Here is a 26,914-nt window from a genome sequence, read left to right on the forward strand (position 1 = left end):
TTAATTCATTTTTGAGTCGAAAAATTGTGCAATGGATTCTATGTGATCGGTATTAATATAGTCCACGTCCAATTGCATGAGTTCCTTCCATGCTAATGGATTATCAGGAGCATTCCAAAATCGGATTTTCTTTCCTAATTTATGTATTTTTCTAACGTTTTTTACTAAAACGCTCTTTTGTTTAGAGGTTAGAGGAACCGAACCATCCCAATGAATAAATTCTTCTAGATTATCGCTTAACATAGACATGTGCGCTAATAATAGTGGGCTATAAACTTTGGATATCTGACCATCAAAATGCAAATATGAAGGAGCTTCCTTAATGGCATTTTCACTTGGCGTATTTCCTGTAAATACAAGTTGAACTTTTTTATTAAAGATCAATGATGGAAATTTTTGCAATAAGGTATCTATAGCCTTAAGTTCTTTATCTGGTGCTGATTTGAGTTCAATCAATAGTTGCATCGACAAAGAAGTATCGCGAAAAGGATATCCATGACGAATATTTAGTTCTTTCGTCAATGGTTGGAGATATAGTTTTTCCAAACTATTTTCTTGTTTTATATCAATGGTATCATGTGCCACCAACAATTGTCCATTCCATAGATAAGTATCTGCTTCTACAGAGCCAAGACCGTGTTGATAGGCAAGATAAAATGGCCGTTTTTGCCAATAATCATTGTGAGAATGCACTTTATTCAGCGTGTATTTCTGCTGACTCCAAGAATCTATTAGAGTCAGCAGAAATAGAAGTATTATTATAATTTTTTTCATTTTACCATCCACTATTTTGAGTAATTACACCACCTGTTGTTGTGATTTCGCTTTGAGGAACCGGCCATACATTGTCAATATCAGCATCGTAATTTCTTGCAGGCCAGATCACCGTCCCCGTCACACCGTGTAAAGGTAAAGCATAAGCAGCTTTAGCATCTCCCCATCTTACTAAATCTCGATGACGATCTGCCCATTCTCCTGCAAATTCACACCTACGTTCATGTTTTAAAACGGAGATATCCGCATTTACGACATCTTTAAGTCCGGCCCTTGCACGAATCATATTGATATATTTATCTGCATTTTGACCTTGCATCAACATGGCTTCTGCCTTTATTAAAATAATTTCTGCGTAGCGCAGTAGAGGAGGATTTAAAGAGGTTGTTGGATGATCCCCATTAGTACTAACATAAGTTCCTGTTGGATTACTATGAGAAAACGGCTCCATATACTTATTAAATTGATAACCACTCGTACTATTATCAGAGCTATACACAGTAGATACGCCCCAGAACTGAAAAATATCTCCTGGTTTTAGTATAGTTGCCGCTCTACGAGTATCTCCGTCTTCGTAGGTATCATACAATTCTTTCGTAGGCATAAAATATCCCCAACCATTATATTTACCCCAGCCTTTATTTTCTAGCATGATTCCGGGCAATATACTTCCCCAGCCACCAGTTACACTTCCCGAACTATAGGCACTCCAAATATATTCAGAGGTCCAATTATTTGCAGTCGTAAATACATCAGCAAAGTTGGCTAATAAAGCGTGTTTACCACTCAATATTACCGAATCCGCATAGTTTTCCGCATGCGCCCAATCTTTCTGGTATAAAAAAGATTTACTTAAATAAGACCAGGCTGCAGTTTTATGAGGACGTCCATAATCTTCGGAACTATAGGTATCAAAATAAGGCAATAAGGCCGCAGCTTTCACAAAATCAGAATCAATCATCGCGTAATTCACCGCAGCGCTCGCAGCACGAGGAATCGCTGCTGTAGCTAAAGAATCAGATTCTCTAACAATCGGTACACCTGCTTTATCATTGCCATAATTATAGGTCAATTGAAAATACATCAATGCTCTCAAAAAATACGCTTCTCCGATATATCTATTTTTAAGTGTTTCATCACTAAATCCAATACGAGGAACATTACGTATCACATCATTCGCACGTTTTATCACCGTGTAACGCATACTCCATTGATCATTCAAATAAGACGCATTAGGAACTGTACTTGCGAAATTTTTGATATTATCTGCTGTCGCATTACTACGACCAGTGACCATATCATCACTTGCGTTAATATACCACATAAAACCTCGACCATAAAACTCCTCGCCGTCAAATTGATCATACATAGCATTTACACCTTTTAAAGCATCTGCTTCTGACTTCCAAAAGCTAGTTTCTGTTGGTGTAACTTGTGGAGTTACGTCCAACTGTTTACTACAGCTAGAAAGTAAAAATGCTCCACCAATAAATAAATTCAGATATTTCAATTTAAATAAATTCATGACTTTAGGTTAATCGTTTAGAAATTCACATTTAAACCCATCAAAATTGTTCTGGCCTGAGGATATCTAGCCACGTCAATACCATAGTTATCCATACCTACTTCTGGATCAAATCCTGTATATTTTGTAAATGTTAATAGATTATTGCTTGTTGCAAATAGTCTTACAGAACTCAACTTTAATTTTTTCATTAAGCTATTTTTGAAAGTATAGCCAATCGTTAGATTTTTAAGTCTCAAATACGATCCACTTTCCAAAAAATAATCTGAGTTAACGCTATAGTTTCCATTTGCATCAGCGAAAGATAATCGAGGCACATCACCATTAGGATTAGATTCTGACCATGCATTTTCCGCTTTATTCCAAAGATTGTAATGTTGTCCACCCAATCCAGCTTGAAGTCCTAAATATTTCATGGAATTGAATATTTTATTTCCATGAACGCCTTGGAAAAATAAATTAATATCAAATCCTTTATAGGCGGCATTAAAACTGAAACCATAAGAGAAGTTAGGGAATGCACTTCCTTTTATTACTCTATCATTATCATTGATGGTACCATCTCCATTCGCATCAATAAATTTCAAATCTCCAGGTTTCGCATTTGGTTGAATTAAACCACCAGAAGCATTTTTGTAATTATCAATTTCTTCTTGAGATTTAAATATACCATCAGTGCTTACCAAATTGAATGCGTACAATGGATCACCTACTTGAATAGCTACTGGCATCATTACTCCTCTAACATTGATATCTGTAGTAGATAAAGAGGTATTATCTCCATACAAGCTCAGTAATTTATTAGATACTTTAGTAAAGTTCATGCCAACACTATAGGTAAATGCCCTGTGCTGATCACTATTATAATTTAAAGAAAAATCGAGTCCTCTATCCCTTGCATCTCCCGCATTGATATATTGACCTCCAGTAACTCCACTTGTACTAGGTAATTGTTGAAGCATTATCATTCTAGAAGTCAGTTTATTGAAATAATCTACCGACATCGAAAAATGATTTCTAAGGAAATTAAAGTCTATACCTACATCAGTCTGTTTGGATTTTGCCCATTTTAAATCTGGATTAGATAAAATATTGGCAGAATAGCCATAAGCTTGTGCAGAAGAAGAGCCAAAATAAGCCGTGGTAGTTGCTAAGGGTGCGCTAACTGAATAGGCCGGTAAACTACCCAAATTACCTAATACGCCATAACTACCTCTAACTTTTAATAAATCAATCCAAGATACATTACTTAAAAATTTCTCTTTACTTAGTACCCAACCACCCGAAATTGAATAATAGTTTTCGAATCTATTTTGTTTAGACACTAAAGATGACCCATCTCTTCTTCCCAATACGGATAACAAATATTTACTAGCATAGTCATAATTAACTCTGGCCAAATAGGATTCCAAAACTTGTTTATTATTTACATCTGTTGGTTTATAGATAACCCCTGCATTTTCTAAATAACGATATTCCTTATCTTCATTATCAAAATCAGTTCCATATACATACGTAGAGGTAGTTGTTGTGTTTTGATAAGTAACCCCTCCAACGGCATCGATATGGTGATTATTCCAACGGTGGTCATAGCTAAGTGTTTGTTCTGCTAATATATCCGTTTTATCCCCGGTAGTTTGCTCTAATTTATTCGAAGTAGATATCCTTCCAATTTCTGGTACTTTTGTAGTAAAAGTTTTCACCATAGAATTTGTCTTGGTATAAGAAAAATTAGATCTAAACTTTAAACCTTTAGCTAATTTAGCTTCCAAATAAGGGTTGATAAATAAAATATTGGTAGGACTTTTAGAGTCTAATCTTTTTAAATACGCGACTGGATTAAGTACGTCACCATAGCTTCCTGCATAATCTTCAGGAAGCCCAGAGAATGCACCTGTTGAAGTATAAACGGGTACACTTGGCGGATAGAACATCGCAGAAACTAAAGCGCCATAGTAAGCATTAGAAGTATTTGCCCCATTACCATTGGAATAGTTATACTGCATATGCTCTCCAAAAGTCAACCAATTTGTTAATTTATGTTCGGAGTTAATGGTTCCATTGTAACGCTGATTATAGGTATTTAGTAAAATCCCTTCCGCTTTACGATAGCCAAATCCCATAAAATAAGTTGATTTTTCATTTCCTCCACTCATATTCAAATTATACTCATTGGTTTCTCCTGATCTGAATATATCATCCACCCAATCTGTTTTTGTAATTTGACCATCCGGATAAATTGAAGCATCAAATGCAGGTATTCTAGCTTGTCCAGCATTATCAGCAGCAGTATTCATTGCATCTGCATATTGTTTCGCATTCAAACTATGTAATTTGCGCCATGCTGTTTGATTTCCATATTTTACATCCGCAAATACTTTCATATCCCCAGATTTACCTTTTTTGGTGGTTATAAGAATCACCCCACCAGATGCACGAGCACCATATATTGCGGCAGAGGCATCTTTTAAAACATCAATAGAGGCAATATCATTGGGATTTAAATTAGGAGTACCACTATAAATCACTCCATCAACGACATACAAAGCAGACTCCCCATTTAAACCGCCCATCCCTCTAACATATACATGAGGTTGTGCGGTAGGATCACCACCTTCATTAGATACGGTCACACCGGATGCCTTGCCTTGCAATACATCTCCTATATTTTGCATCGTCCTTGATCCAACGCCATCTAATTCTACTTTAGTCACCGCATTGGAAATAGTCGTTCGCCTTTGAGATCCATATCCAATCACAACAACTTCGTCCAAATTAGTCGTATCACGAACTAATTTCGCATAAAAAGACGTTGTCGTATTTCCGGATAATTTATAATCATTAAACGTCTGAGATTTATAGCCTTGATAAGATACTTGAATAGTAACTAAACTACCTACTGGAATGTTTCTAACATAAAACATACCCAAGCTATCCGTTTGCGTACCTTGATTAAAACCTGCTTTAGCATCCTTAACAGTGATACTCGCCCCGGCTAGAGGTAGGCCATCTTCTTTTTGAATCAGCCCTTTGAGTACCGCTTCTTTTTGCGCCCAAGAAAATTGCCCCAGTAAAGAAAGGAAAATACAGATCCCTGCCGAAAGGACATAGCTTCTCCATGTCCCATGGTTGTACCATTTACTTTGCATGGTAAATTAATATTTAATGTATAAAAATATGTGTTGCAGTATACCCTCTTAAGGTTTTCTATATATGTGGAACGTCTTTGAATCTATTTGTTTTACTTCCAAATTATTTAAAGACGTAATAACTTTCAAAATATGCGTCAAAGAATCCGTGGCAGAAAATCTACCAATAAAATATTTATCTTTCATGCCATCAGAGTCTATATCTATATGCACTTGATATATTTTCTCCAATCGTTTAAATAAATCTGGTAATGCAGCATTTTCAAAAGCGTACCATTGAGGCTTTATCCATGCGACATTTTGTGATGCCGAACTATTGTATGCGGCACTATGTTTAACTATATTCTTAGGAGAATATAATATTTTATTTGTATTATGAATGACTATATCCTTATTTACTCTCTTATATACCAATGAATCGCCAATTGCAAGTATCCTTTTTTTCAGAGCGTTAAACACCTGAATTTGAACTATACCTTCTGTTAGTAAAGCAGATTCATAGTTGGCATTTAGATCATTTTTTATTTTGAATGCAGTTCCTATCGCTTGTGTACTAAAATGATTGGTGTATACTATAAAAGGCACTCCCTCTTTTTTTGCTACTGTAAACGCCCCACTTCCTTGCAAATAAATCTTTCTATAGTTCTCATTATAGTTATTTGCAAAAAACGCTTTAGCCCCTTTATCCAAAATCATCGTCGATCCATCTACTAAATGATATACTTTAGGATTTCTTGTTTTATTTTCAAATACATATAGAGCGATCTTGTCTTGTTGATCAACACTCTTTAAATAAGCATATAAAAAGAAACATACGACAGACACAAATACAGTACTCAACGTATAAATAGTAACATTTTTATTACGACGTTGTCTTGTTATTGTACCTTTAATATCCTTGAAAATATGATTATAATCTTGTTCTGATAATTGACCACCTTCATTTATTTCCTCCCAATCATTTTCTAAACTCATAGCGAAATACGCACTATAATTTGGTTATATACAAGTATGTTTACATCATAATTAAGTATTCATATAGAGTATTACGATAGTATCATAAAAACTCCTCCTTAAATCATAATTTTTTTTTCAATCTTTTTAAAGTCTTATTAATATAATTATCGATGCTTTTTACAGAAAGAGAAAATTTTTGGGAAAGTTGGTGATATGAATAGCCTTCCATTTTATTTAAGTAGAAGATCTGGCGATTTAAGGCGGATTCTGAATGGAGTAATTGAAGTAAATTGTCAGTATCTAGAATCGTAATAATATCATTGGATGGGTTATAATGAGGGAGCTCATATTGTAATGATTCATTTTGAATCGATGTAGTTTGTTTTTTATGAACTCTTAACCAATCAATATAGACAGCTTTGGCATATTGAAATAAATGTTGATCTATTAATAAGTCCTCATTCATTGTCTTTCTATATTTCCATAAGCGAAGAAAGACATTTTGGAGCAAGTCTTTCGCATCATCCTCTGAAGATGTCTTCTTCAGAAAAAAGCCATATACTTTTGCCTTATGTAAATTAAATATTGTTTCGTAAGCTTCAGTATCGTCGCAATACTTTAATGCAGATATGAGTTTGATCTCTTCCATTATCTAAGTAATCTAGAATTCTCACAAATATATTCCCAGCAATTTTGGTATGAATATATTTCAAATTATCGAATTATTAAATAATTATTATCAACAATCAGAAATGAAAATACGATAATTTTTTATGATCCGAAATCTATTTAAAAACTCATTTTACTTATAACAACTGTCTTTCTGCTTTTTTTAAAATTGTATTATTAACTTAACTATTGATGGTATGGGACGTAATTTGTAGCCATTAGGTATTAAAAATGTCATTTCATAATTTCACCTAATTTAAATCCTAGCTATTTAACAGATTTATTCTAAATATACATCAACCGAATGAAACTTATTAATTTCGTAATATATAAACCATGCTCATACATATACATTAGAGACTTCTATTATTAATTCAACACATAGTGTTCTGTCTCAAATAATTTACCTCGGTAATGAACCGCAGGATAATCAATGCTCTCAATTTCCCGTCCATATAATTCAATCATTTTATCGATTATTAGGGTGTAGGCATTACGAAATTCGTCATCCATATTCTCTTCCTTACAATGGACCGTAACTTTATGATATAATTCATCAAATTCTAGCTGTAAAAATCGCAATTCATCTACCGAATTAATTGATAAAATTTGATCCACCATTAATTCGAATTCCATTCGATATTTCATGTAGATAGTTTTATTTAGTTTATGAATGAGTCGAAGATATAATTGATATAAGCAAATGCCTACGAGAAAACCGCAAATGAACAATAGGAAAATAATTAGCCACTTAAGTCCCATTTTAAAATAAAATTTAGAAGCGATAATATAGTTGTGTTGCTTACAAAAATAATAAATATATCAATCAATAATACATTAATATGATTAATAATTAAACACATTAATACATCCTTCATTTACGTAGCTTTTTTTTATGCTTTTTTAATTCTAGAATAACCGAATGATTCATCAAATCAACACGTTGATTTTTTAGCCAAATAACATCTTCCAATAAAAAATCAGTAACACCACACTCTCCTTTTTTAGAAATATTAAGGAAACTACTTTTTACAAGGAGATCTAATGTATCTTCTGAAATTTCTAAAAGACGTATAACTTCTGCTCTTGTAATATAGATTCGTAATTGTTTTGTATTTAATATGAAATCAGTATCAAATTTTTTAATCTGTGTTTCAAGATTTTTTAATCGAATTAATAATGTTTCCATATCATTCTTAATGTTCTTAAACTCTTCATACATAATACTATAATTATAAATGGTTTGATTCTTTTTTTGCTATATTAGAGGGCGTAAAATATGTTTATTTAAAAAATGAGTATACTAACTATATAATTGTACCAATTTTTAACACTCATCAGTTTTATAAAACTTACGCATGACATAACAATCATATTGACAAATGTAGTGATTAAAATTAAATCATTTTTTAAATTAAAAAATAGCGCTTACTACTCAATTCAAATATGCAAAACGAACAAAGTACCAATATAATAAAGCGATTTATCCTTATTATAAATGAACTAATTGAAGTGGATATTTTACACGGTAAAAAGTCATTTACAGACCAATATAAAATCAATCGTTGGAACTTTAATGTATTAATGAAAGAACCTTGGAGAGAAATCTTTCAACTCAATTGGCTCGCGATTCTGTGTAAAGACTTTAGTGTCAATGCAGAATGGTTATTATTGGGCGTTGGAGAGAGGTACAACCACCAAATGACAGAATTGATGAATGAATTGAAGAGTATGGATAAAACACAACGCAAAGCTCATCCGTATAGATTATTGATTGCATTGCCGAAAAAAGAGCTAGGAAGACCTAAGAAAAACAGATCTATTTAGGTTAATTATTCACTTTAATTTACTGAAACAATTCACAAATACTTTTTTTTAAAAATGCGAAAAAAACAAGACACTATTCGGTAATTCATTTTTTCAAAGAACTTGGTCCAGGTCTTATAACTGGAGCAAGTGATGATGATCCATCCGGCATTGCAATATACTCTCAAGTAGGCGCTCAATTTGGATATAATACTCTTTGGATGGCTTGGCTTACTTTCCCCTTAAGGGCTGCAATGCAAAAAATGTGTGGAAAAATAGGGATAGTAACTCAACAAGGACTTACAAGCACCTTAAAAAAACACTATCCTAAATGGATATTATGAACTATTGTCCTTCTTTCCGTTCCCGCAATTATCCTAAATATTGGAGCTGACATGGAAAGTATGGGAGCTGCGGCTCATCTTATTATTCCTAAAATTCCTGCATTTATTTTTTCCATTATCTTTAGCGGAGCTGTTTTCTTAAGCATTTTATTATTTTCCTATAAAAGAATCGCTCAAATCTTAAAATGGTCTTGCATAGTATTACTAGTTTATTTGATTGTACCCTTTTGTACACATGTTGAATGGAAATCTGTATTATCTGCTACACTTCGACCACGTATTCAATTAAATGAGACTTACATCAATATGATTGTTGCTATATTGGGAACAACCATCTCTCCTTACTTATTTTTTTGGCAAACTACTATGGAAACAGAAGGGCATCGTAAAAGAAAAAATATTGTCTTTATTGATAAAAAAGTGTGGACGAATATGCATAAAGATATTGATTTTGGAATGCTATTTTCTAACCTTGTCATGTTTTTTATTATACTTACATGTGGCGCAGTACTTTTTCCAAATAACATCAGAAATATAACTACTGTAGAACAAGCAGCCTTAGCTCTTAAGCCAATTGCAGGAGACTTTGCATATTTACTATTCGCAATAGGAATTATTGGCACGGGTTTTCTTGCAATACCAGTATTATGCGGATCCATTTCATATATGATTGCAGAATCTCTGAATTGGAAAGTGGGATTAAACAAGAAATTTTATCAAGCACGCCCTTTTTATTTAGTTATTTCAATTTCTATGCTTGTTGGTTTATCTCTTCATTATTTAGGGATTTCACCAATAAAAGCTTTGATTTATTCTTCCATATTATATGGAATTACAGCCCCCATTGTAATTTTAGTAATTCTACATATATGCAATAACAAAAAAATAATGGGCAGTAACACCAATGGATGGTGCGCGAATCTATTGGGATGCCTTACATTTCTTATTATGACTACAGCCGCTATAGCATTAATCTATTTTTAATATTATAGTTTTATTATATAAAACTATAATATTAATTTCTTTATAATCAATTATATTTGTCTACTTAGAAAATTAAAGAATAAATAAACGCCCCTAATCTTAAATATGAATTATCGATTTTTATTGCTTGCAATCTGTGCTATTATAGGCATCAATAGAATTTTCTCTCAATTACCCATTCAGTTACCAGCCTTACTAAGCGATCACGCTGTATTACAAAAAAATGCGATAAACACTTTATGGGGAAAAGGTCCAGCAGGTAAAAACATTAAAATCATTGGTAGTTGGGATAATTCCGATACTATTAATGTAATAGTTGGTAATGATTGTATGTGGAAAACCCAAATAAAAACACCAAGTTCAGATGGAACATACACACTACAATTTATTTCTGACAAACAAAATATAATAGTTAATGATATTCTTTTAGGGGATGTATGGCTTTGTTCCGGTCAATCCAATATGGAATTTAACATGAACTGGGGTATTGATACTACACAAGAATCTTATAAAATAAAAGAAAATAACAGTATACGCTTTTTTCAGGTTGAAAGAAATTTTGATAACAATCTAGTTTCAGATGTAAAAGGAAAGTGGGTAATATGTACATCCGAAAATGCTAAATCCTTTAGTACTGTAGGATATTTTTTTGGAAGGAAAATTCAGGAAACATTGCATCATCCTATTGGCTTAATTGGATCATATTGGGGAGGAACCAATATACAAGATTGGATGCCCAAGGAATCATTCAATCAATCAGATTTACAGATATCACAAATGCATATAGATCCTTATGAAGGAAGTCCTAGAGGTTATTCTATATTATACAATGGAATGATCAACCCGTTACTCAACTATAATATCAAAGGAGCCGTCTGGTACCAAGGCGAAACGAACGTAGACTATGACTGGAATATATACGGCAAACTATTATCTACAATGATCAATGGTTGGCGATTTTATATGCATAATAATATACCATTCTATACCATCCAAATAGCGCCATGGAATGGCTATGCAAGTAGAAGAGCGGCAATATTAAGAGAACAAGTAGCACAATTAGGTCAATACATTCCAAACTATGGAACTATTTCCATATTAGATTTAATTGATGACACGACAAATCTTCATCCAAAAATAAAAAGAGAAGTAGGAATACGCATCGCCGATAAAATTTTAAATGAAATATATCATCAATCTCAATTTCCAGCTACCGCGCCTAAAATATTCAATGTAGTATTTGAAAAAAATATGGCGATTGTTTCTATTCAATCAACAGGTCCTGTACATAGCAGCAAAAAGAACATTACTGAATTTGAGTTAGCTGGAAGAGATTCCATCTTTTATCCTGCGCAAGCGAAAATAGAAAAGGATAATAGAATCATACTCTCCAGTAAAAATGTAAATGCACCCCAATATTTGAGATACAGTTTTAAAAATGCTTCCGTACCTAATATTTTCGATAATAGTAGACTATCTCTATTGCCATACAGGACGGATGATTTTGAAATCAAATAAGACGTTATTTCACGTCTCCAATAGAAAGTGTAAATACATTTTTTGTTTTTACACTTTCTAATTTTGGAAGCTGCTCACTTTGAATGATAATCTGAGCCAAACCATTGAAAAGTGAAAGTTGATTTTCTTTTAATTTTATTTTCTGTTGAATAATCATCCTTAAGGTATGGCTATTTTGTTCTCCCAATTTTACATTTCGATCGTAGCTTACAATGCGGATTGAATTTTCTTTTTTCAATAACTCATTTGAAACCTCAAAAATACCTGTACTCTTAGAATGAATCATTTTTCCATTAAGCATTATAGTTTTTACTTTGAACGAAGAGTCTGTGTAAATGGTAAATATACAAGAATTATTCGCAGAAAAACTATTAATAACAAAATGCAAAGTAGAATCTAGTTTCCTAAAATTTAACACCTTTTGTTGATAAATTGTGTCATAATTTTCAGGTGCATGCGAAGTTGGATCACCATTTCCAACACCAAGTATTTTATATTGAGAGCTATTTTTTATAGTAAAAGAATTCTTAGCATCTGGTACAAAATAACCAAACTTATCTAGCGCTTTAACTTTAACTACATAAATACCTTTGGATTGAGACAAGGAGTCATTCTCTAACTGCAAATCCAAATGATCTACAGGTCCACTTGTAACAACAGAATCTCTCAATACTATGTTCCCATTTCGATATCCAGCTGCACTCAATACTCCTTTTTGGTATGGAACATTCCAATACAAATGACTATTTATTGGCATTTCTTTTTTACCCAAACTATGGCCATTCAAAAATAATTCCACTTCATCCAAATTGGAATAAGTTACTACTTTAATATTTTTACTTTCACTACCGACCCAGTTCCAATGAGGTAAAATATGTAACATAGGTTTGGATTGCCACCATGATTGTAAATAGTAATAATCATCCTTAGGAAAACCACAAAGATCCATCATGCCAAAATAGGAAGTCACAGATGGCCAACTATAAGGAGTGGGCTCCCCTCTATAATCAAAACCAGTCCAGAAAAATACGCCAGACAAATATTCTCTTTTGGCATAATAGTACCAGCCTTCTTCAATCGAATAAAACGATGGACGAGGTTTACGGTCATAAGCACTCTCATATTGTTTTAATGAATCTGTTTTATAAATACCTCGTGTCGCAAATGTGGAACCTTCCTCAGTGCCCATACTTGGCTGCAGCTGATGATGTTCATAGTGATCTTGAATATCTCCATTTCCCAAATAATTATACCCCATCACTTGAATATTGGAAGACATTCCTACCTTGAAGCCATTGCTCAGACCAGCTGTCATATATCTTGAGGAATCTAAAGTTTGGATATAATTCTGTATATAGTCTGCAATTTCCACCCCTTTGTTATTTCCTTCAATCATCCATTCCTCATTACCGATAGACCAACTAAAAATAGATGGATGATTATAATCACGTTCGATCATTTTGCGCACATTACGCAAATGCATGGGATTAATTCCCATTAAACGATTTTCTTCAATCACTAAAATCCCCAAGCGATCACACGCATCTAAAAACACAGGAGATAATGGATAATGCGAACCTCGATATGCATTACTACCCATTGCTTTTAACTTTTGTAAGCGATAATAAATCATTCCTTCATTCAGTGCAGTGCCCACGCCGGCATGACTTTGATGATTATTCGTCCCTTTTAGCTTAATATGTTTTCCGTTAAGAAAAAAACCTTTTGTAGGATCCATAAAGATCGAACGAATACCAAAATGCTCGCTCGTGGAATCTAGTAATACATGATTATTATCATATATTTTCGTTTGCAGACTATACAATAAAGGATTGTCTGTGTCCCATAATTGCGGATTATCAACGGAAATAGATAATGGTATGGAAATATCACTTAACACCTTACCTATCGCAACTATCGTATCTACGTTTTTTAACAACGTCCCATTCGGATCATAGAGCGTATTCTCGACAGTAATTTTTTGATGCGAAGCACCATCATTAGTAATGATATTTTTAATGTTTACTTCAGAATGCGTCAAAGCTTTATTCAATTGTGGGGTAATAAAAATTCCATCGTCTTTAATGTGAATCGGGTTGGTCTTCACTAGATAAACATCTCTATAAATACCAGCACCTTCATAAAACCAGCCTTCTTCTTCTGTCGCATTTACACGTACCGTCAACACATTTTCTTTTCCATAATTTACATAAGGTGTTACATCGTAATTAAAACTATTGTAACCACTCTCTTCATTTCCCAAATAAAATCCATTCAACCACACTTTTGAATTGCGAAAAACACCATCAAATTTTATAGAAATAATTTTGCCTTTATCCGCTTTCGGAATAAAAATATTTTTTCGATACCACCCTATAGAATGATTAGCAAAACCTTTTCCACCCGCTTTATAGCCATGACTGGGACTGGCATTAGGAGAAAAGATTAATTGTGTCATCCAGTCATGAGGCAATTGAATCCGTTGCCAAGATCGATCGTCAAACTTAGAGGATGCAGGACCATCTCCAAAGCCGGCTTTAGCCAAATAAGAAAAATAAGCACTTGAAAAACCATAGTCTTCATTCGTTCCAATCGCACCACCAAAGGCAAATCTCCAATCTTTATCTATCTTATCAATTGTGCGCTGTGCGTGCACAACACTTGTAAAAAACACAAAAATAAGTACGAAAAATAAACTGTTAAATTTCATGGCAAGTTTAAATAAGCATTATTTTAATCTTTCTCCACCAATTTTTGCCAATCATTAGCAAACAATGTTTCCGGTAGTTTATAATATCCTTTAAAATTTTCTTCCGCCGGATGGCCTTTATAAGGAACGTAGTATTCTTCCTCTTTGTCTTTAGGTTTAAATCCAGCATTACGCCAAAACAAAGTGTAAGCAATTGGATATTTAGCCAAAAAAGGCGATACCGTCTGCGTAAACCACTTGCGATCTGGGACTTTATTGTATCCCATTTCTGCAACTGCCATCATTTTATTATGTTCCGTCGCTATCTGCTGCAACAGTGCCAATTTATGATCCAAATTTTCTCCAAATGCCTTACTATTACTTGGTTCGCCATATTGATACGTATCAAATGATACGACATCTACATAGTCATCTCCAGGATAACCACGTAAAAATTCGGACGCATTTGTAAATCTATCACCCGTATTATAGACGATAATTAAATTGTGCAGTTGTCTTTCATTACGTAAATAATCTACCGTAAATCTATATGCAGCTTGCAAATCCTCAGGTGTACATCCTTGTACGCCCCACCAAAACCAATTACCTGTCAATTCATGGAATGGACGATACAAAATAGGAATCAATTCACCTTTCTCATCTTTTAAATCTTGTATAAACGCAGCCACTTTATTCAAATAAGCAACATAAATAGCATGTTTTTCTCCACCAGGAAGAATTGCCTTCACTGCGCCGGCTGTGGTATCCCAAGCATTCTTACCTGTTACAGGATTATTAATATGCCAACTAATTGTTACTACACTCCTATGTTTATCTGCAAATCGGATATAGTCTTTCATTTTATCAAATGGAACACTATCAATATTGACGTCATGCCCTAATTCCAAATCAGCCAATTCCCAACCGTACAGCGCCGGATAATCACCGGTTACATCTTTCACATCACTTTTCCCATTTTTGTATTTCCAATGAACTCCATAGGCAAGATCATCTTGATGTCCAACTAAGTATTTTTTATGCTGCGTTGTTTTCAGTAAATTATTATACAGTAAAATTGCTTCTTTCGTCGCATGACTATCACTTATTTTTTGCGCAAAAACACCATTGCTCATAAAGTAAGCAACTAAAATTATTATGGGAGAAAATATTTTCATACTAGTTCTTTTTGAAACGATACACTAATACATCGTGTGCAGGCACAACGACATCCAACGCTTTAGATGTACTTACCACGTTGTCCTTTTTCCACAAATTTGCACCTGTATATTTAGTTGTTTTCGTGGCAAAATGCTTGTTTGAAAGAGAATCAATATTGTCCAAAGAAGCCCAATTCAACTGTACTTTTTGATCTTTTACACTTCGGTTTAAAAAGCAAACAGCCCATTCATTATTTACCAATGGTTTAAACCAAACATCCACCCCTTTCGCTAATGTAGTATTCAGTTTATAACCTTGAACACCCAAACTATCTTGATTGATCCCAATGACATTTTTATTAGTCAATACTGCTTTTACTTCAGGTGTCATAGTACGCAAATCATTACCCGCAATCAGGGGAGCTGCAATCATTGCCCACATTGTAAAATGCGCACGATCTTCTCCTTCATTTAATGCACCATTTCCAATTTCCAACATATCTGGATCGTTCCAATGACCAGGACCTGCATATTTACGCAAACCTTCTTGTTTGTCTAAAATCTGCATCACGCCAAAGGATTTCCAGGTTCCATGATCCTCAATACAGTCGAAACAATTATAAATATCACCTGTGGTCCTCCAAAGATGTCCAACATTTTGTCCCCAAACCCATGGACTATCCGTACCCCACTCACAAATACTCAATACGATAGGCTTGCCCGCATTTTTCATTGCTGCAGTGATCGTTTTGTATGCGCCTTCGGCTTTCAATCCTTCCGTATTACACCAATCGTATTTCAAATAATCTACGCCCCATTTGGCATACATCAAAGCATCTTGAAATTCATATCCACGACTTCCTGGGCGACCGCCGCAAGTCTGTGAACCTGCATCAGAATAAATACCCAATTTCAAACCTTTAGAATGTACATAGTCTGCTAAGGCCTTGATTCCAGAAGGAAAACGAGCAGAATCTGGATGAATAAAACCCAAACTATCTCGATCTCCATGCCAGCAATCATCAATATTAATGAAACTATACCCGGCATCTTTCATACCAGTTGCCACCATAGCATCTGCCATTTCTCGAATCATTTCTTCGTTGACATTACAAGCAAATTTATTCCAACTATTCCAGCCCATAGGCGGCGTAAGAGCAAGATTTTGGAATTTAGTATAGTCTTGAACATAATTATTTCCTTGTCCGAAAGAAAAATTCATAATACAAGTGGCAATAGCAATCGAAAATATTTTTTTCAACATAAAATATAGTTTATTTGGTTAGTTCAAATGAAGAAGATAAAACATCTTTAGAATTTCCTCCGACAAATACTTCAAATTTTCCAGGTTCCAATACAGAGTCGCCTGACATATTATAGTATTCCAATTCCTTTGAACCAATTGTAAAGGTCAATGTAGTTGATGCACCTTTTTTCAATAAAGTTTTTTGAAATCCTTTTAATTCTTTTACTGGTCGTATGACGGATGCCGCAACATCTCTGATATATAATTGGGAAATTTCTGTACCATCATAATTTCCTGTATTTTTCAACTCTACGGTCACTATTAATTTCTCATTCTTATTAATAAAAGTTTTGTTCAATTTCAAATTACTATATTCAAATGTAGAATAACTTAATCCAAAACCAAATGGAAATAATGGATCACGAGGAATGTCCCGGTAACGACTATACCAATTGCCGGCATCGTCTGTAGGATTAGGGCGACCTGTATTGAAATGATTATAATAAACAGGTATTTGTCCGACCGCATAAGGGAAACTCATTACTGTTTTTGCACTTGGATTATGTGTTCCGTCTAAAATATTAGTAATGGCATTTCCAGTTTCCGTACCCAAAATCCAACTATAAATTACCGCATCTACATAAGGTAAAATATCCGTTAAAATTAATGGTCTACCTGCAGATATAACTGCAACGATTGGCTTTCCTGTCTTCTTTAATGCTTTTAATAGCTCAACTTGATTTTCAGGAATAATCGGATTAGCCAAAGATCTATCTTCCCCTGCCATTTTTCCAGAAATACCAATATTTACAACTACAGCATCACTATTATTTGCTAATGCGACGGCATCATTTATATAGTTGGCGCTTGATTTTACATCCAAACTATATCCCGGTGCATATTGAACATTCGATTTGTATTTATTTTCCAAACCTTCTTTTAGAGAAATAGCATCTTTGGCATCACCTTGTCCAATCCAGAAATCAAACATATCGTCGTGGCTTGCGGCCAATTCGCCAATCAGAGCAATTTTCTTTTGAGAAATATTTAGTGGTAAAACATTGTTGTCATTTTTCAATAATACAATAGAACCTTCTGCGGCTTTTAAAGCTTCGCTCTTATTTCCATCCGTAAAAATCTCATTTGACTCTCTTTCTTTATTACAGAATTTATAAGGATCATCAAAAAGACCTAATTTGAATTTGGCCTCCAAAATTTTACCTACGGCATAATTGAGTTCATTTTCTGTAATTTTCCCTTCTTTGATTAATTCAGGAATAAATTTTACCATACCACGCGTTTCCATATCCATCATAGAACCGGCTTTGAAGGCTTTATAAATTGCTTCTTTAGTATCGCTTGCAGCACCCCAAGTTACCATTTCTCCAAAGGAATTCCAGTCGCTCACTAGAAAGCCTCCAAAATTCCACTTGTTTTTCAAAACATCAGTAATCAAATATTTACTTGCACTCACTGGTTCTCCTTCAAAGGTTGTAAAGCCATTCATTACCGTTACTGCACCAGCCTCAACAGCAGCTTTGTATGGCGGTAAATATTTATTCCATAGTTGAAATCTGGAGACATCCGTAAAATTGTATTCACGTCCACTTTCTACCGTCCCATAAGCTGCAAAATGTTTGACACAGGCCAACAAATTATCATTAGACAAATCGCCTTGTGTACCTTTCACACGAGCAGCAGAAACCAAAGCTCCGTACCAAGGATCTTCGCCAATACCTTCCATCACACGTCCCCAGCGAGGATCATTGCTGATATCACACATCGGAGCAAATGCCCAATGAATACCTGCAGCCGAAGCTTCTGAAGCCGCAACTGCTGAGTTCTTTTCAATTTGAGGCAAATCCCAACTACAAGCTTCCGCCAATGGAATAGGGAAAATCGTTTTATAACCGTGAATCACATCATATCCAAATAACAACGGAATACCTAAACGACTTTTTTCTACAGCAATTTTTTGGATAGCCATAGTTTCATCTACACCAATGACATTTAACATAGAACCGACTTGTCCGGAAGCAACTGCATCCATCTTACCCTTTTGTCCCTCATCATTTAAGGCAGGCCCGGTAAACGCACCACCATTGATTTGGTTAAGCTGTCCGGCCTTTTCCGCTATTGTCATTTTTCCTAAAAGATCTTGAACTCTTTCTGATGTAGGTTTATGCTGATTCATATAAATTGCTGTCTTGTTTTTCGTTTGAGCCAATGAGGTAGATACTTGTGTAAATGACAAAATACCCATCATTAATATTGTTGTTTTATTCATATTGCGACGCTTCATTAGTAAATAATAAAACTATAAAATACCTTTTGTATTTTTAATGTATCGAACTAATAAATCCGATATTTCCTTATTTTCAACTACAGATGGATGATAATCACAACCACCATTGTAGCTTTTTTCAAATGTATAGCTATATAAATTCTTTAATCCGTTCGCATTTCCTTTCTCAATAACGTCTTTAATTTCTTCTTTCAAAAATGCACGCAACTTAGCATCTGCCATAGGTGAAGTAAGTAAGACAATTGGTTGATTTGCATATTTAGTACGTAATTGTTTCAAAAAGGAAATATAGTTTTCATAGAACGTGATTTTATCCTGAATACCATCGTTTTGTCCTAAACAAACAAAAACCACATTGGGAAGAATAGAAAAATCCCAAGATAGAGAATCGTTTCGCATATCCATTTTATCCCAAACCTGTGGTATAATAATTTTCATATCGCAACAACTATGCATCAAACCAATACCAGAAACCGAACTTAAAACCCAGTCAGCATCTAGCTTGCGAGCTGTTTGCGCACCATAGCTCATGTACGCGTTGTGTTGATCTTCCCAACGACCCTTACCACAACCTACAGAAGAGGTATCACTTGAGGCTCCACAAGTAATAGAATCGCCCCAGAATTCAAATAATTTTCCTTTACGTTTAGGTGTGTTGAGTAATTGATCCACTATAATACCATTGACACCAACATATCCAATACCTGTCTCTGTATCCTTACAAATTATCGCCTGATGAATATTTCTTTTATAGGAAGGGATGACATTTATCGTATCAACTTTATTATTTAATCGTAAACGGATTGGCTGGTCATTATCGACTTGTATTTCGATATAATTATGTTCAACACCGTAGCGCAACTCATCCTCTAATATCACCTTACAAGTATCACCACTAAAAGCGAATCTAAAATAAGCTCCAGCAGTCCATAGTCTGGGCTGACTATTTAATATCTCGACCCGACCCATATATAAAAGATGCGTATCATTTCCTTTATAAAAGCTAGCTTTTGCAAAAGTTGTAAATCCAAAACTAATCAGGCAAAATATCATCAAAGACAAAACTATCTTTATTTTCATACGTAATTATTTTGTGCGTCTAATAATTTCCATACATGCACGTCCATTGTGATAAGGACATTTCCAAAATCCCGCTTTATCCTCTTCTTGCATAGCGAATCCATCTTGATCAACCCCCCAAATCCATTCGCCATTTTTATAGTCAATTATTTTATTTTCAATAAAAGACCATGACGCTTTTGCACTATCCAAATATTTCACATCATTAGAAATTTGATAGACATTAAAAAAACCGACTACTGATTCCGCTTGTGGCCACCAATGCTTTTGGTAAACCCATTTTTCACCATCCTTTTCATACCAAAGTCCCCCGTCAACATCTATAGCTTCAGCGATTGCATCCGTCAATGCAAGTGCAATTTTCTTGGTTTTGGCAACCCATTCTTCCTCTTCAACTATTTCAGCAGCTTCTTGCAATAGCCAACCCGCTTCTATATCATGTCCATAAGAAATGATATCATGATGATTTTCCCATTTTTCATTGAAGAATAGAATCAAATGTTTGGAAGACGCATCATAAATATGTTGTTCAAAATTTTCCAATAAATGGATAATTTGTTTCTTTAGCTTTTCATCTTTCCATACACGATACAATGCCGCATAGCCTTCTATTATATGCAGGTGCGTATTCATTGTTTTCTTTTCATTCTCATCTTTGTCACTTAGACGAAGATCTGTTTCCAATACCCACTCTTGTGTAAAGGCTTCAAAATAACCTCCAAACTCTGCATCGAAACTATATTTTTCAATTAATTCAAATAAATCTTTTGCTAGAGATAAGGCATTTTCATTTGCGGTAGCAATATAAAATTCACTTAGTGCATAGATCATAAATGCCTGACCATAAATTTGCTTACGTGTTTTTAATGGTTGGCCATTATAGTCTACACTCCAGTACACACCTCCATATTGTGCGTCGATAAAATACTTTTGAATATAGTCCCATGCATATTCAGCCATTTGTAAATAGGAATTATCTTTGGTCAAATTATAAGCAGCACTATATGTCCAAAGAATGCGTGCATTCAACACACCACCCTTTTCCGCCTCTGAAATCAATTGATCTTTACCATTAATCTCACCATAAAATCCACCATTAGTATTGTCCTTCATTTTGGTCGTCCAATAGTCTAATATGGAAATTAATTCTTTGGAAGTATGACTTTTTAACCATTCAATATTCTGCTCAACAATGTAACTCATTTCAAAAGTATTTTATCTTAACCCAACTATAGTATCTTAATACAAACCTTTATTTTCCTCTACAATTTCCAATATATTTTCTACCGAAGCATTGGAATAATAATCATCAGCTGGCGTATGCATAACATAGTCCACTAATTGATCAATAGAAGAAGTTGCCACATGCATACGTGTATCCGAAGAAGCATAATAGATAAATACTTTGCCATCATCATCCGCAATCCAACCATTTGTGAATAGTACATTGGAAACATCTCCCACTCTTTCGATTCCTTGCGGTGCCATAAAAAAGCCACCCGGATTGTAGATTACTTTGGATGGATCTTTTAAATCCGTCATGAACATATATAAAACATAACGAAGACCAGCGGCAGAATTACGAACACCGTGTGCTAATTGCAACCAACCCTTTTCGGTTTTAATAGGAGCTGGACCCATACCATTTTTAGCCTCGTAAACAGTATGATAACGTCTAGCATGTACGATAACTTCATGATCAATCACTGCATGTTTTACATCAGCAGCTAACCCAAAACCGATTCCACCACCACTTCCGGTGTCGATAAATCCATCTTGAGGACGTGTGTAAAATGCATATTTCCCATCAATAAATTCTGGATGTATTACGACATTACGTTGCTGAGGTGACGGTGTTTTAAGATCATCTAATCGTTCCCATGTCAACAAATCTTTAGTCCGAACAATCCCACATTGGGCCACTGCAGAGGACTGATCTGAAGCCGGAGCCGAAGGATCTTTACTTTCTACACAGAATGTACCATAAATATAACCATCCTCGTGTTGTACCAAACGCATATCATAATAGTTCGTTTCATTAGAATTACCACCAGGAATCAAAATTGGCTTTTCCCAGAAACGGAAATTGTCTACACCATTAGGACTTTCTGCTATTGCAAAAAAAGACTTTCGGTCATTGCCTTCCACACGAGCGACCATTATATAATTACCCTTGAACTTAATCGCACCTGCATTAAATGCAGCATTGATACCAAAACGCTCTTCAAACAAAGGATTCGTATTTTCATTCAAATCATATTTCCAAAAATATGGGGCGTGATCCCCTGTCAGTACAGGATGTACATATCTATCATAAATACCGTTACTCAAAGACTCTTTTTCATTCTTCTTTGTAATCAATGCTTCGTATGCGTCAATCACAGATTTTTTCCTTGTTTCGAAAATGCTCATAAAAATTGCTGCTTTAAAAAATTATTGTTGATTCGATTGTCTTTTTATATTTAGTTCGGATGTAATATTTTCTAACTTATTTTCTGTCAAAGGGTAAAAAAAGATAAAAGCCATAGATAAAAGTGCACCTGCGGCCGGCAGGAAACTCAGCATCCAACGGATACCTATCAAGGCAGAACTATTTTGTATGGAATTTGCTTTAAAACCAAAATAAGAAAGCAACCAACCCGTCAATGCGCCTCCTAGAGCCCAACCTAATTTCTGTGACATAGAGGAAGCTGAAAATACTAAGCCCGTTGCGCGGCGGCCTTGTTTCCATTCGGAATAATCTGCAGTATCCGCATACATGGACCACAACAGCGGGAAGATCGCTCCTGCACAAATGCTAATTAAAAATTGCAATAGCACTAGCATAGTCACATTGTCCTTTGGTATAAAGTAAAAAACGATACTCAAAAAAGCCGCCACTAACATTGCCAAAAAGAATGTTCTTTTTTTGCCAAGTTTATTGGAAATTGGCGTTGCAGAGACAACACCGACAATATTGGCCGCCTGACCGATAACCAAGTATAATGAAGTCAAAGACATCGTCATACCAAAGATGTGTGCATTATTTGCATCAGATTCTCCCACAAAATATTTGAAATAATAAATCGCGCCTCCATCCCTAATTGTATTAAACAGTAGTGTAGCGACACCTGCACCCAATAATATCCACCAAGGTTTATTTGCCAACAAATCAGCAATATCTTCTTTGAGTTCCGTTTTGTTTTCAGCAATAGGTTTAATTCGCTCTTTCGTTCCAGCAAAACACCCCCAGAACAACAACGTAGTGACCACCCCAAAAATAATGATTGTGTAAAACCAGCCATGAGATGAAGTCAATGTTCCGTCTCCCATAGTTTTCACCAATGGTTCTATCGCCCACAATGCAATTAAACTACCTGCAAATGCAAAAACCATTCGATAAGAAGCAAGCGTTGTCCTCATTTTACCATCCGAAGACATAACACCGAGTAGTGACGCATAAGGAACATTAATCAAAGAATAGACCATCATCATTAAGGAATAAGTAATATAAGCATATACCAACTTACCTGAATGTGCAAAATCTGGCTTATAAAAAGTCATTGCACCGATGACCGCAAAAGGAATCGCCACCCATAGTAAGAAAGGTCGAAACTTTCCCCACTTTGTATCCAATCTATCGGAAAGAATCCCTACAAAAGGGTCAAATAAAGAATCCCATACCTTAGTTACTAAAAACATGGTACCAACTGCAGCAGCCGCTAATCCAAATACATCTGTATAAAAAAAAAAGAGATACATGCTAAATATCTTCCAAAACATAGAAGATGCAGCATCTCCCAAACCATAGGCAACTTTTTCCTTTATTTTGATTATTTCCTGTGCCATTTTTAATGCTATTTGCTTAAACTAAAATTTCTGATTAATTGCCAAGTAGAGGAATCACTATCAAATACGCTATTGAGACCTTGTTCTTCCATTGGAGGATCCCCACTATAATCATCGCTTTCTTTCCAAAATATCTGTCCCTTTATCGGTCTTGCAGTTCCACCAAATGCCCAAAAGTTCACCCCTGCTAATGCATGATTAGAAATCTTAGACGTTTGCCACAATTGCAATATCTTTCTATAGTATTGATCTCTATAGTTTGTGGTGGATGCCGTATCAAATTTAAAACCATCTCTAGGCAACCCAAACTCTTCTATTACCATTGGTTTCTGCAATTCATTTGCGGCAACAAAATGTTCTTGAATATAGGCTTCGGTTTTGCTTAATACTTGTGGAAAATCGGCAGCAAAACTTTCGTCTTTAAACCATCCCCAGTTTTTTGGCCAAATATGAATCGTTAAATAATCAATCTCTTTTATAGCATGTACTTTTTTGAAAAAGGTCATATCACCATCCATCGCTTGTTCGCCTTCATGACCAGTAGTCAGCAGATGATTCTTATCTAAGCGCTTAATATAACTTGCCGTTTTTTGAATAAAATCATAATATGCATTGTTTGCCGCAGGACGCATAGGACGCGGTTCATTGGCAATTTCCCAGGACATAATTGTTGGGTCATTTTTATAGAGCAATCCATTAATCGTATTCTTATGCGTGACTATATATTTTACTTGCTTAAGATAACCTTTTACACATTCAGAACAACTATAAAATTGGCTGGTATAATCACGTTGTTCATCCCAATTCATCTTTTTCTTTAGTTCCGCATCAGAAATTTTTCCATTCCAATGGAGGTATTGAAGAAAGCCTCCACTCCATTCCCAATTATTACTGAGATATAACACGGCTTTCATATTTCGTTTTGCCATTTCGGCTAACACAAAGTCCAATCCTTTTAAGAAATCTTCATTGTAAATATCTTTTTGAGGTTGTAATGCTGGCGACACTCTTACGACACCATTTTCCTGACCTATACCTTCGGTGGAAGCCAACATTCTAAGATTTGTCACGCCTTGCGATTGTAAAAAATCTAATTCTTTACAAACACGTGCATTCGCGTCTTTTTTACCTTGTAAAATGGTGAACAGTCCATACCAATAGTTGGAACCTACATAGTAGTATGGTTGTCCGTTGAGCGTTAAATAAGTGTCCTTGCGCTGCACAAAAGATTGTGCAGTACAAGGACTTTGGATTGTTATAAATAAGCACAAGATCAAAATAAAAAAGTTAGATCTTAAAGTCATATTAATATCCTGGATTTTGGGTTAAATTGTACGCTTGAACTTCTGTCAGTGGAATAGGTAAAACAGGTACTGGATTGATCGTTGCATCTTGTAATAGATGCGTATTACAATTAGTAAGCACGGAACCACTTAAAGTACTCAAATAATTTCCAGTCCTGATTAAATCCCAAAAATGTAATGCTTCCATTCCAAACTCTACACGCCTTTCATGCCAGATGGCAGACAATAATGCATCTCCAGATAAACTAGAACTAATATCAGGCAATGTATTACTCGGTATAATATTAGCTTGAAATGCAGAAGCAGCTCCAATTAAAGTACCCATCGGACGAGTAGATTTGCGAGCTCTAGCTCTTACTGAATTAATTTTAGAGATAGCATCTGCATTATTACCTAAATGAGCATCTGCTTCTGCTTGCATTAACAAAATATCTGCGTAACGTATTTTTCTAATATTTTGTCCAGATTCTTTTACTTGCGCAGGCTGAATTATGGCAGCTTTAGCATTCAAATAACCAGTAAAATTTGCATTTGGATAATCTATTATTTGACGAATACCTACAATTGTATCTCCACTACCATACATAGTACATGCTAAACGAGGATCATTTGTTTCAAATTCTGATTTTAAATTGGTTGTTGGGTTGTTAAAGCCCCATCCCCAAGTGTTTCTGTTATTTTGATAAACATTATTTTCGGTTCCGACCTTTACCGCTCCCCAAGTCGCATTAGACTCAGAAAACTGAATCTCAAACAAAGACTCACTTCCATTTTCGGAGACTTCTTGTGTCAATGCGGCATAATTATCATACAGACTATATTCGTTAGAAGAAATTATAGAACTTGTATAGTTGTATACATCTTGCCACGTGTGTCCACTCCCATTTACAGTTCCCAATTGATACATAATCACTCTAGCTAAATAACCTTCCGCAGCCCCTTTAGTTGCTCTACCAATATCGCTTGATGCGTATTGACTTTTTAATGGCAATGTTGAATCTGCAAATTTCAAATCAGACTCTATTAATGCCGCTGTCTGTGCAAATGTTGAACGTTGTACATTCATTTCACTCACAGATAAAGGCGAGGTCACTAATGGTACGCCTCCAAATAACCTCAACAGATAAAAATAAGCATATCCTCTTAGAAATCTTGCCTCGCCAATCAATCTAGTTTTTAAATCCGAATTCCATGAAGCATTATTAAGATTTTGTATAGCCACATTCGCTCGATAAATAGTCTGATACATATCAGCATATGCATCACGAGCAGGATTATTTCCAGGATCAGAACTCCAATTTTTTAATGCAGTTAGAGCACTAAAATCATTCAAAGTACTCCCCTTTTCCGCATCATTACTCAACAAGTCACCAAACATCCATTCTAAGTTAGCGCCGATTCCGTTGGTCTCATCCCATGAAGCCGCGTCATAAATTGCATTAACGCCAAGTATTGCCTGTGAAGAATCTGAATATAATGACTCTTCCGTCTGTGTAGCTAAAGGTGTTTTATCTAACACTTTTTTGCAACTACATATTAATATAATTGAACTAAATAAAATATAATTGATTTTCATTGC

Annotated in this window: 19 protein-coding genes and 1 pseudogene; 3 read left to right on the top strand and 17 right to left on the bottom strand. The window is 34.8% G+C overall.

Going from position 1 to position 26,914, the window contains the following annotated elements:
* The 7 genes from E0W69_RS14535 to E0W69_RS14565 all read right to left on the bottom strand — a co-directional run bounded on the left by E0W69_RS14535 (position 1) and on the right by E0W69_RS14565 (position 8,263).
* Positions 1 to 774, bottom strand: a complete 774-nt coding sequence (locus tag E0W69_RS14535; RefSeq protein ID WP_131330783.1) for a PI-PLC domain-containing protein — start codon at positions 772 to 774, stop codon at positions 1 to 3.
* Position 775: 1 nt separating this feature from the next.
* Entirely contained in the window at positions 776 to 2,299 is a 1,524-nt protein-coding gene (locus tag E0W69_RS14540) for a RagB/SusD family nutrient uptake outer membrane protein (RefSeq protein WP_131330784.1), read from the bottom strand.
* Positions 2,300 to 2,316: 17 nt separating this feature from the next.
* Complete coding sequence (locus E0W69_RS14545) at positions 2,317 to 5,448, bottom strand: SusC/RagA family TonB-linked outer membrane protein (protein ID WP_131330785.1); 3,132 nt, start codon at positions 5,446 to 5,448, stop codon at positions 2,317 to 2,319.
* Between the two features lie 48 nt (positions 5,449 to 5,496).
* Entirely contained in the window at positions 5,497 to 6,423 is a 927-nt protein-coding gene (locus E0W69_RS14550) for a FecR family protein (RefSeq protein WP_131330786.1), read from the bottom strand.
* A gap of 103 nt (positions 6,424 to 6,526) precedes the next feature.
* The gene (locus E0W69_RS14555) at positions 6,527 to 7,054 is read right to left on the bottom strand and encodes an RNA polymerase sigma factor (RefSeq protein ID WP_131330787.1); all 528 of its coding nucleotides are present in this window, start codon (positions 7,052 to 7,054) and stop codon (positions 6,527 to 6,529) included.
* A gap of 389 nt (positions 7,055 to 7,443) precedes the next feature.
* Positions 7,444 to 7,722 (bottom strand): hypothetical protein, encoded by a 279-nt coding sequence (locus E0W69_RS14560; RefSeq protein WP_131330788.1) that lies wholly within the window; start codon positions 7,720 to 7,722, stop codon positions 7,444 to 7,446.
* A 226-nt stretch (positions 7,723 to 7,948) separates the two neighbouring features.
* Positions 7,949 to 8,263, bottom strand: coding sequence for a hypothetical protein (locus E0W69_RS14565; RefSeq protein WP_131330789.1), 315 nt, complete (start codon positions 8,261 to 8,263; stop codon positions 7,949 to 7,951).
* A 257-nt stretch (positions 8,264 to 8,520) separates the two neighbouring features.
* Here E0W69_RS14565 and E0W69_RS14570 point away from each other — a divergent pair, with 257 nt between their 5' ends.
* The 3 genes and pseudogenes from E0W69_RS14570 (at position 8,521) to E0W69_RS14580 (ending at position 11,726) form a co-directional block, all read left to right on the top strand.
* On the top strand, positions 8,521 to 8,901 hold the full coding sequence (locus E0W69_RS14570; RefSeq protein WP_131330790.1) for a hypothetical protein: 381 nt from the start codon (positions 8,521 to 8,523) through the stop codon (positions 8,899 to 8,901).
* Positions 8,902 to 9,056: 155 nt separating this feature from the next.
* Positions 9,057 to 10,208: pseudogene (locus E0W69_RS14575) on the top strand (NRAMP family divalent metal transporter).
* Between the two features lie 105 nt (positions 10,209 to 10,313).
* Positions 10,314 to 11,726: a sialate O-acetylesterase gene (locus E0W69_RS14580; RefSeq protein WP_131330791.1), complete on the top strand. Its 1,413-nt coding sequence runs from the start codon at positions 10,314 to 10,316 to the stop codon at positions 11,724 to 11,726.
* A 4-nt stretch (positions 11,727 to 11,730) separates the two neighbouring features.
* On the opposite strand, the gene galA is transcribed toward E0W69_RS14580, so the two are convergent.
* Genes galA through E0W69_RS14630 form a run of 10 tightly spaced genes read right to left on the bottom strand, consistent with a single transcriptional unit; the run spans position 11,731 to position 26,911 of the window.
* A complete protein-coding gene (gene galA / locus E0W69_RS14585) occupies positions 11,731 to 14,436 on the bottom strand; it encodes a beta-galactosidase GalA (protein WP_131330792.1) in 2,706 nt (901 codons plus the stop codon).
* A 23-nt stretch (positions 14,437 to 14,459) separates the two neighbouring features.
* Positions 14,460 to 15,590 carry a glycoside hydrolase family 26 protein gene (locus tag E0W69_RS14590; RefSeq protein WP_131330793.1) on the bottom strand — a complete coding sequence of 377 codons (1,131 nt, stop codon included), beginning with the start codon at positions 15,588 to 15,590 and terminating at the stop codon, positions 14,460 to 14,462.
* A gap of 1 nt (position 15,591) precedes the next feature.
* On the bottom strand, positions 15,592 to 16,836 hold the full coding sequence (locus tag E0W69_RS14595; RefSeq protein ID WP_225321274.1) for a glycoside hydrolase family 27 protein: 1,245 nt from the start codon (positions 16,834 to 16,836) through the stop codon (positions 15,592 to 15,594).
* A 10-nt stretch (positions 16,837 to 16,846) separates the two neighbouring features.
* A complete protein-coding gene (gene bglX, locus E0W69_RS14600; protein WP_191967862.1) occupies positions 16,847 to 19,105 on the bottom strand; it encodes a beta-glucosidase BglX in 2,259 nt (752 codons plus the stop codon).
* Between the two features lie 30 nt (positions 19,106 to 19,135).
* Positions 19,136 to 20,203, bottom strand: coding sequence for an SGNH/GDSL hydrolase family protein (locus E0W69_RS14605; RefSeq protein WP_131330795.1), 1,068 nt, complete (start codon positions 20,201 to 20,203; stop codon positions 19,136 to 19,138).
* Between the two features lie 6 nt (positions 20,204 to 20,209).
* Positions 20,210 to 21,406, bottom strand: coding sequence for an AGE family epimerase/isomerase (locus E0W69_RS14610; RefSeq protein ID WP_131330796.1), 1,197 nt, complete (start codon positions 21,404 to 21,406; stop codon positions 20,210 to 20,212).
* Between the two features lie 36 nt (positions 21,407 to 21,442).
* Positions 21,443 to 22,615 (bottom strand): glycoside hydrolase family 130 protein, encoded by a 1,173-nt coding sequence (locus E0W69_RS14615; protein WP_131330797.1) that lies wholly within the window; start codon positions 22,613 to 22,615, stop codon positions 21,443 to 21,445.
* Between the two features lie 21 nt (positions 22,616 to 22,636).
* Complete coding sequence (locus E0W69_RS14620; RefSeq protein ID WP_191967863.1) at positions 22,637 to 24,031, bottom strand: MFS transporter; 1,395 nt, start codon at positions 24,029 to 24,031, stop codon at positions 22,637 to 22,639.
* 8 nt (positions 24,032 to 24,039) lie between these two features.
* Positions 24,040 to 25,335 carry a glycoside hydrolase 5 family protein gene (locus E0W69_RS14625; RefSeq protein ID WP_131330798.1) on the bottom strand — a complete coding sequence of 432 codons (1,296 nt, stop codon included), beginning with the start codon at positions 25,333 to 25,335 and terminating at the stop codon, positions 24,040 to 24,042.
* A gap of 1 nt (position 25,336) precedes the next feature.
* The gene (locus tag E0W69_RS14630; RefSeq protein WP_131330799.1) at positions 25,337 to 26,911 is read right to left on the bottom strand and encodes a RagB/SusD family nutrient uptake outer membrane protein; all 1,575 of its coding nucleotides are present in this window, start codon (positions 26,909 to 26,911) and stop codon (positions 25,337 to 25,339) included.
* Positions 26,912 to 26,914 lie beyond the last annotated feature (3 nt).

Origin of the sequence: Rhizosphaericola mali (assembly GCF_004337365.2) — a bacterium.
GTDB classification, from domain to species: Bacteria; Bacteroidota; Bacteroidia; order Chitinophagales; family Chitinophagaceae; genus Rhizosphaericola; species Rhizosphaericola mali.

Bases quoted from the DNA above. Each gene is read 5' to 3' on its own strand.
- E0W69_RS14535 (WP_131330783.1), bottom strand. From the start codon at position 774: ATGAAAAAAATTATAATAATACTTCTATTTCTGCTGACTCTAATAGAT.
- E0W69_RS14540 (WP_131330784.1), bottom strand. From the start codon at position 2,299: ATGAATTTATTTAAATTGAAATATCTGAATTTATTTATTGGTGGAGCA.
- E0W69_RS14545 (WP_131330785.1), bottom strand. From the start codon at position 5,448: ATGCAAAGTAAATGGTACAACCATGGGACATGGAGAAGCTATGTCCTT.
- E0W69_RS14550 (WP_131330786.1), bottom strand. From the start codon at position 6,423: ATGAGTTTAGAAAATGATTGGGAGGAAATAAATGAAGGTGGTCAATTA.
- E0W69_RS14555 (WP_131330787.1), bottom strand. From the start codon at position 7,054: ATGGAAGAGATCAAACTCATATCTGCATTAAAGTATTGCGACGATACT.
- E0W69_RS14560 (WP_131330788.1), bottom strand. From the start codon at position 7,722: ATGAAATATCGAATGGAATTCGAATTAATGGTGGATCAAATTTTATCA.
- E0W69_RS14565 (WP_131330789.1), bottom strand. From the start codon at position 8,263: ATGGAAACATTATTAATTCGATTAAAAAATCTTGAAACACAGATTAAA.
- E0W69_RS14570 (WP_131330790.1), top strand. From the start codon at position 8,521: ATGCAAAACGAACAAAGTACCAATATAATAAAGCGATTTATCCTTATT.
- E0W69_RS14580 (WP_131330791.1), top strand. From the start codon at position 10,314: ATGAATTATCGATTTTTATTGCTTGCAATCTGTGCTATTATAGGCATC.
- galA (WP_131330792.1), bottom strand. From the start codon at position 14,436: ATGAAATTTAACAGTTTATTTTTCGTACTTATTTTTGTGTTTTTTACA.
- E0W69_RS14590 (WP_131330793.1), bottom strand. From the start codon at position 15,590: ATGAAAATATTTTCTCCCATAATAATTTTAGTTGCTTACTTTATGAGC.
- E0W69_RS14595 (WP_225321274.1), bottom strand. From the start codon at position 16,836: ATGTTGAAAAAAATATTTTCGATTGCTATTGCCACTTGTATTATGAAT.
- bglX (WP_191967862.1), bottom strand. From the start codon at position 19,105: ATGAATAAAACAACAATATTAATGATGGGTATTTTGTCATTTACACAA.
- E0W69_RS14605 (WP_131330795.1), bottom strand. From the start codon at position 20,203: ATGAAAATAAAGATAGTTTTGTCTTTGATGATATTTTGCCTGATTAGT.
- E0W69_RS14610 (WP_131330796.1), bottom strand. From the start codon at position 21,406: ATGAGTTACATTGTTGAGCAGAATATTGAATGGTTAAAAAGTCATACT.
- E0W69_RS14615 (WP_131330797.1), bottom strand. From the start codon at position 22,615: ATGAGCATTTTCGAAACAAGGAAAAAATCTGTGATTGACGCATACGAA.
- E0W69_RS14620 (WP_191967863.1), bottom strand. From the start codon at position 24,031: ATGGCACAGGAAATAATCAAAATAAAGGAAAAAGTTGCCTATGGTTTG.
- E0W69_RS14625 (WP_131330798.1), bottom strand. From the start codon at position 25,335: ATGACTTTAAGATCTAACTTTTTTATTTTGATCTTGTGCTTATTTATA.
- E0W69_RS14630 (WP_131330799.1), bottom strand. From the start codon at position 26,911: ATGAAAATCAATTATATTTTATTTAGTTCAATTATATTAATATGTAGT.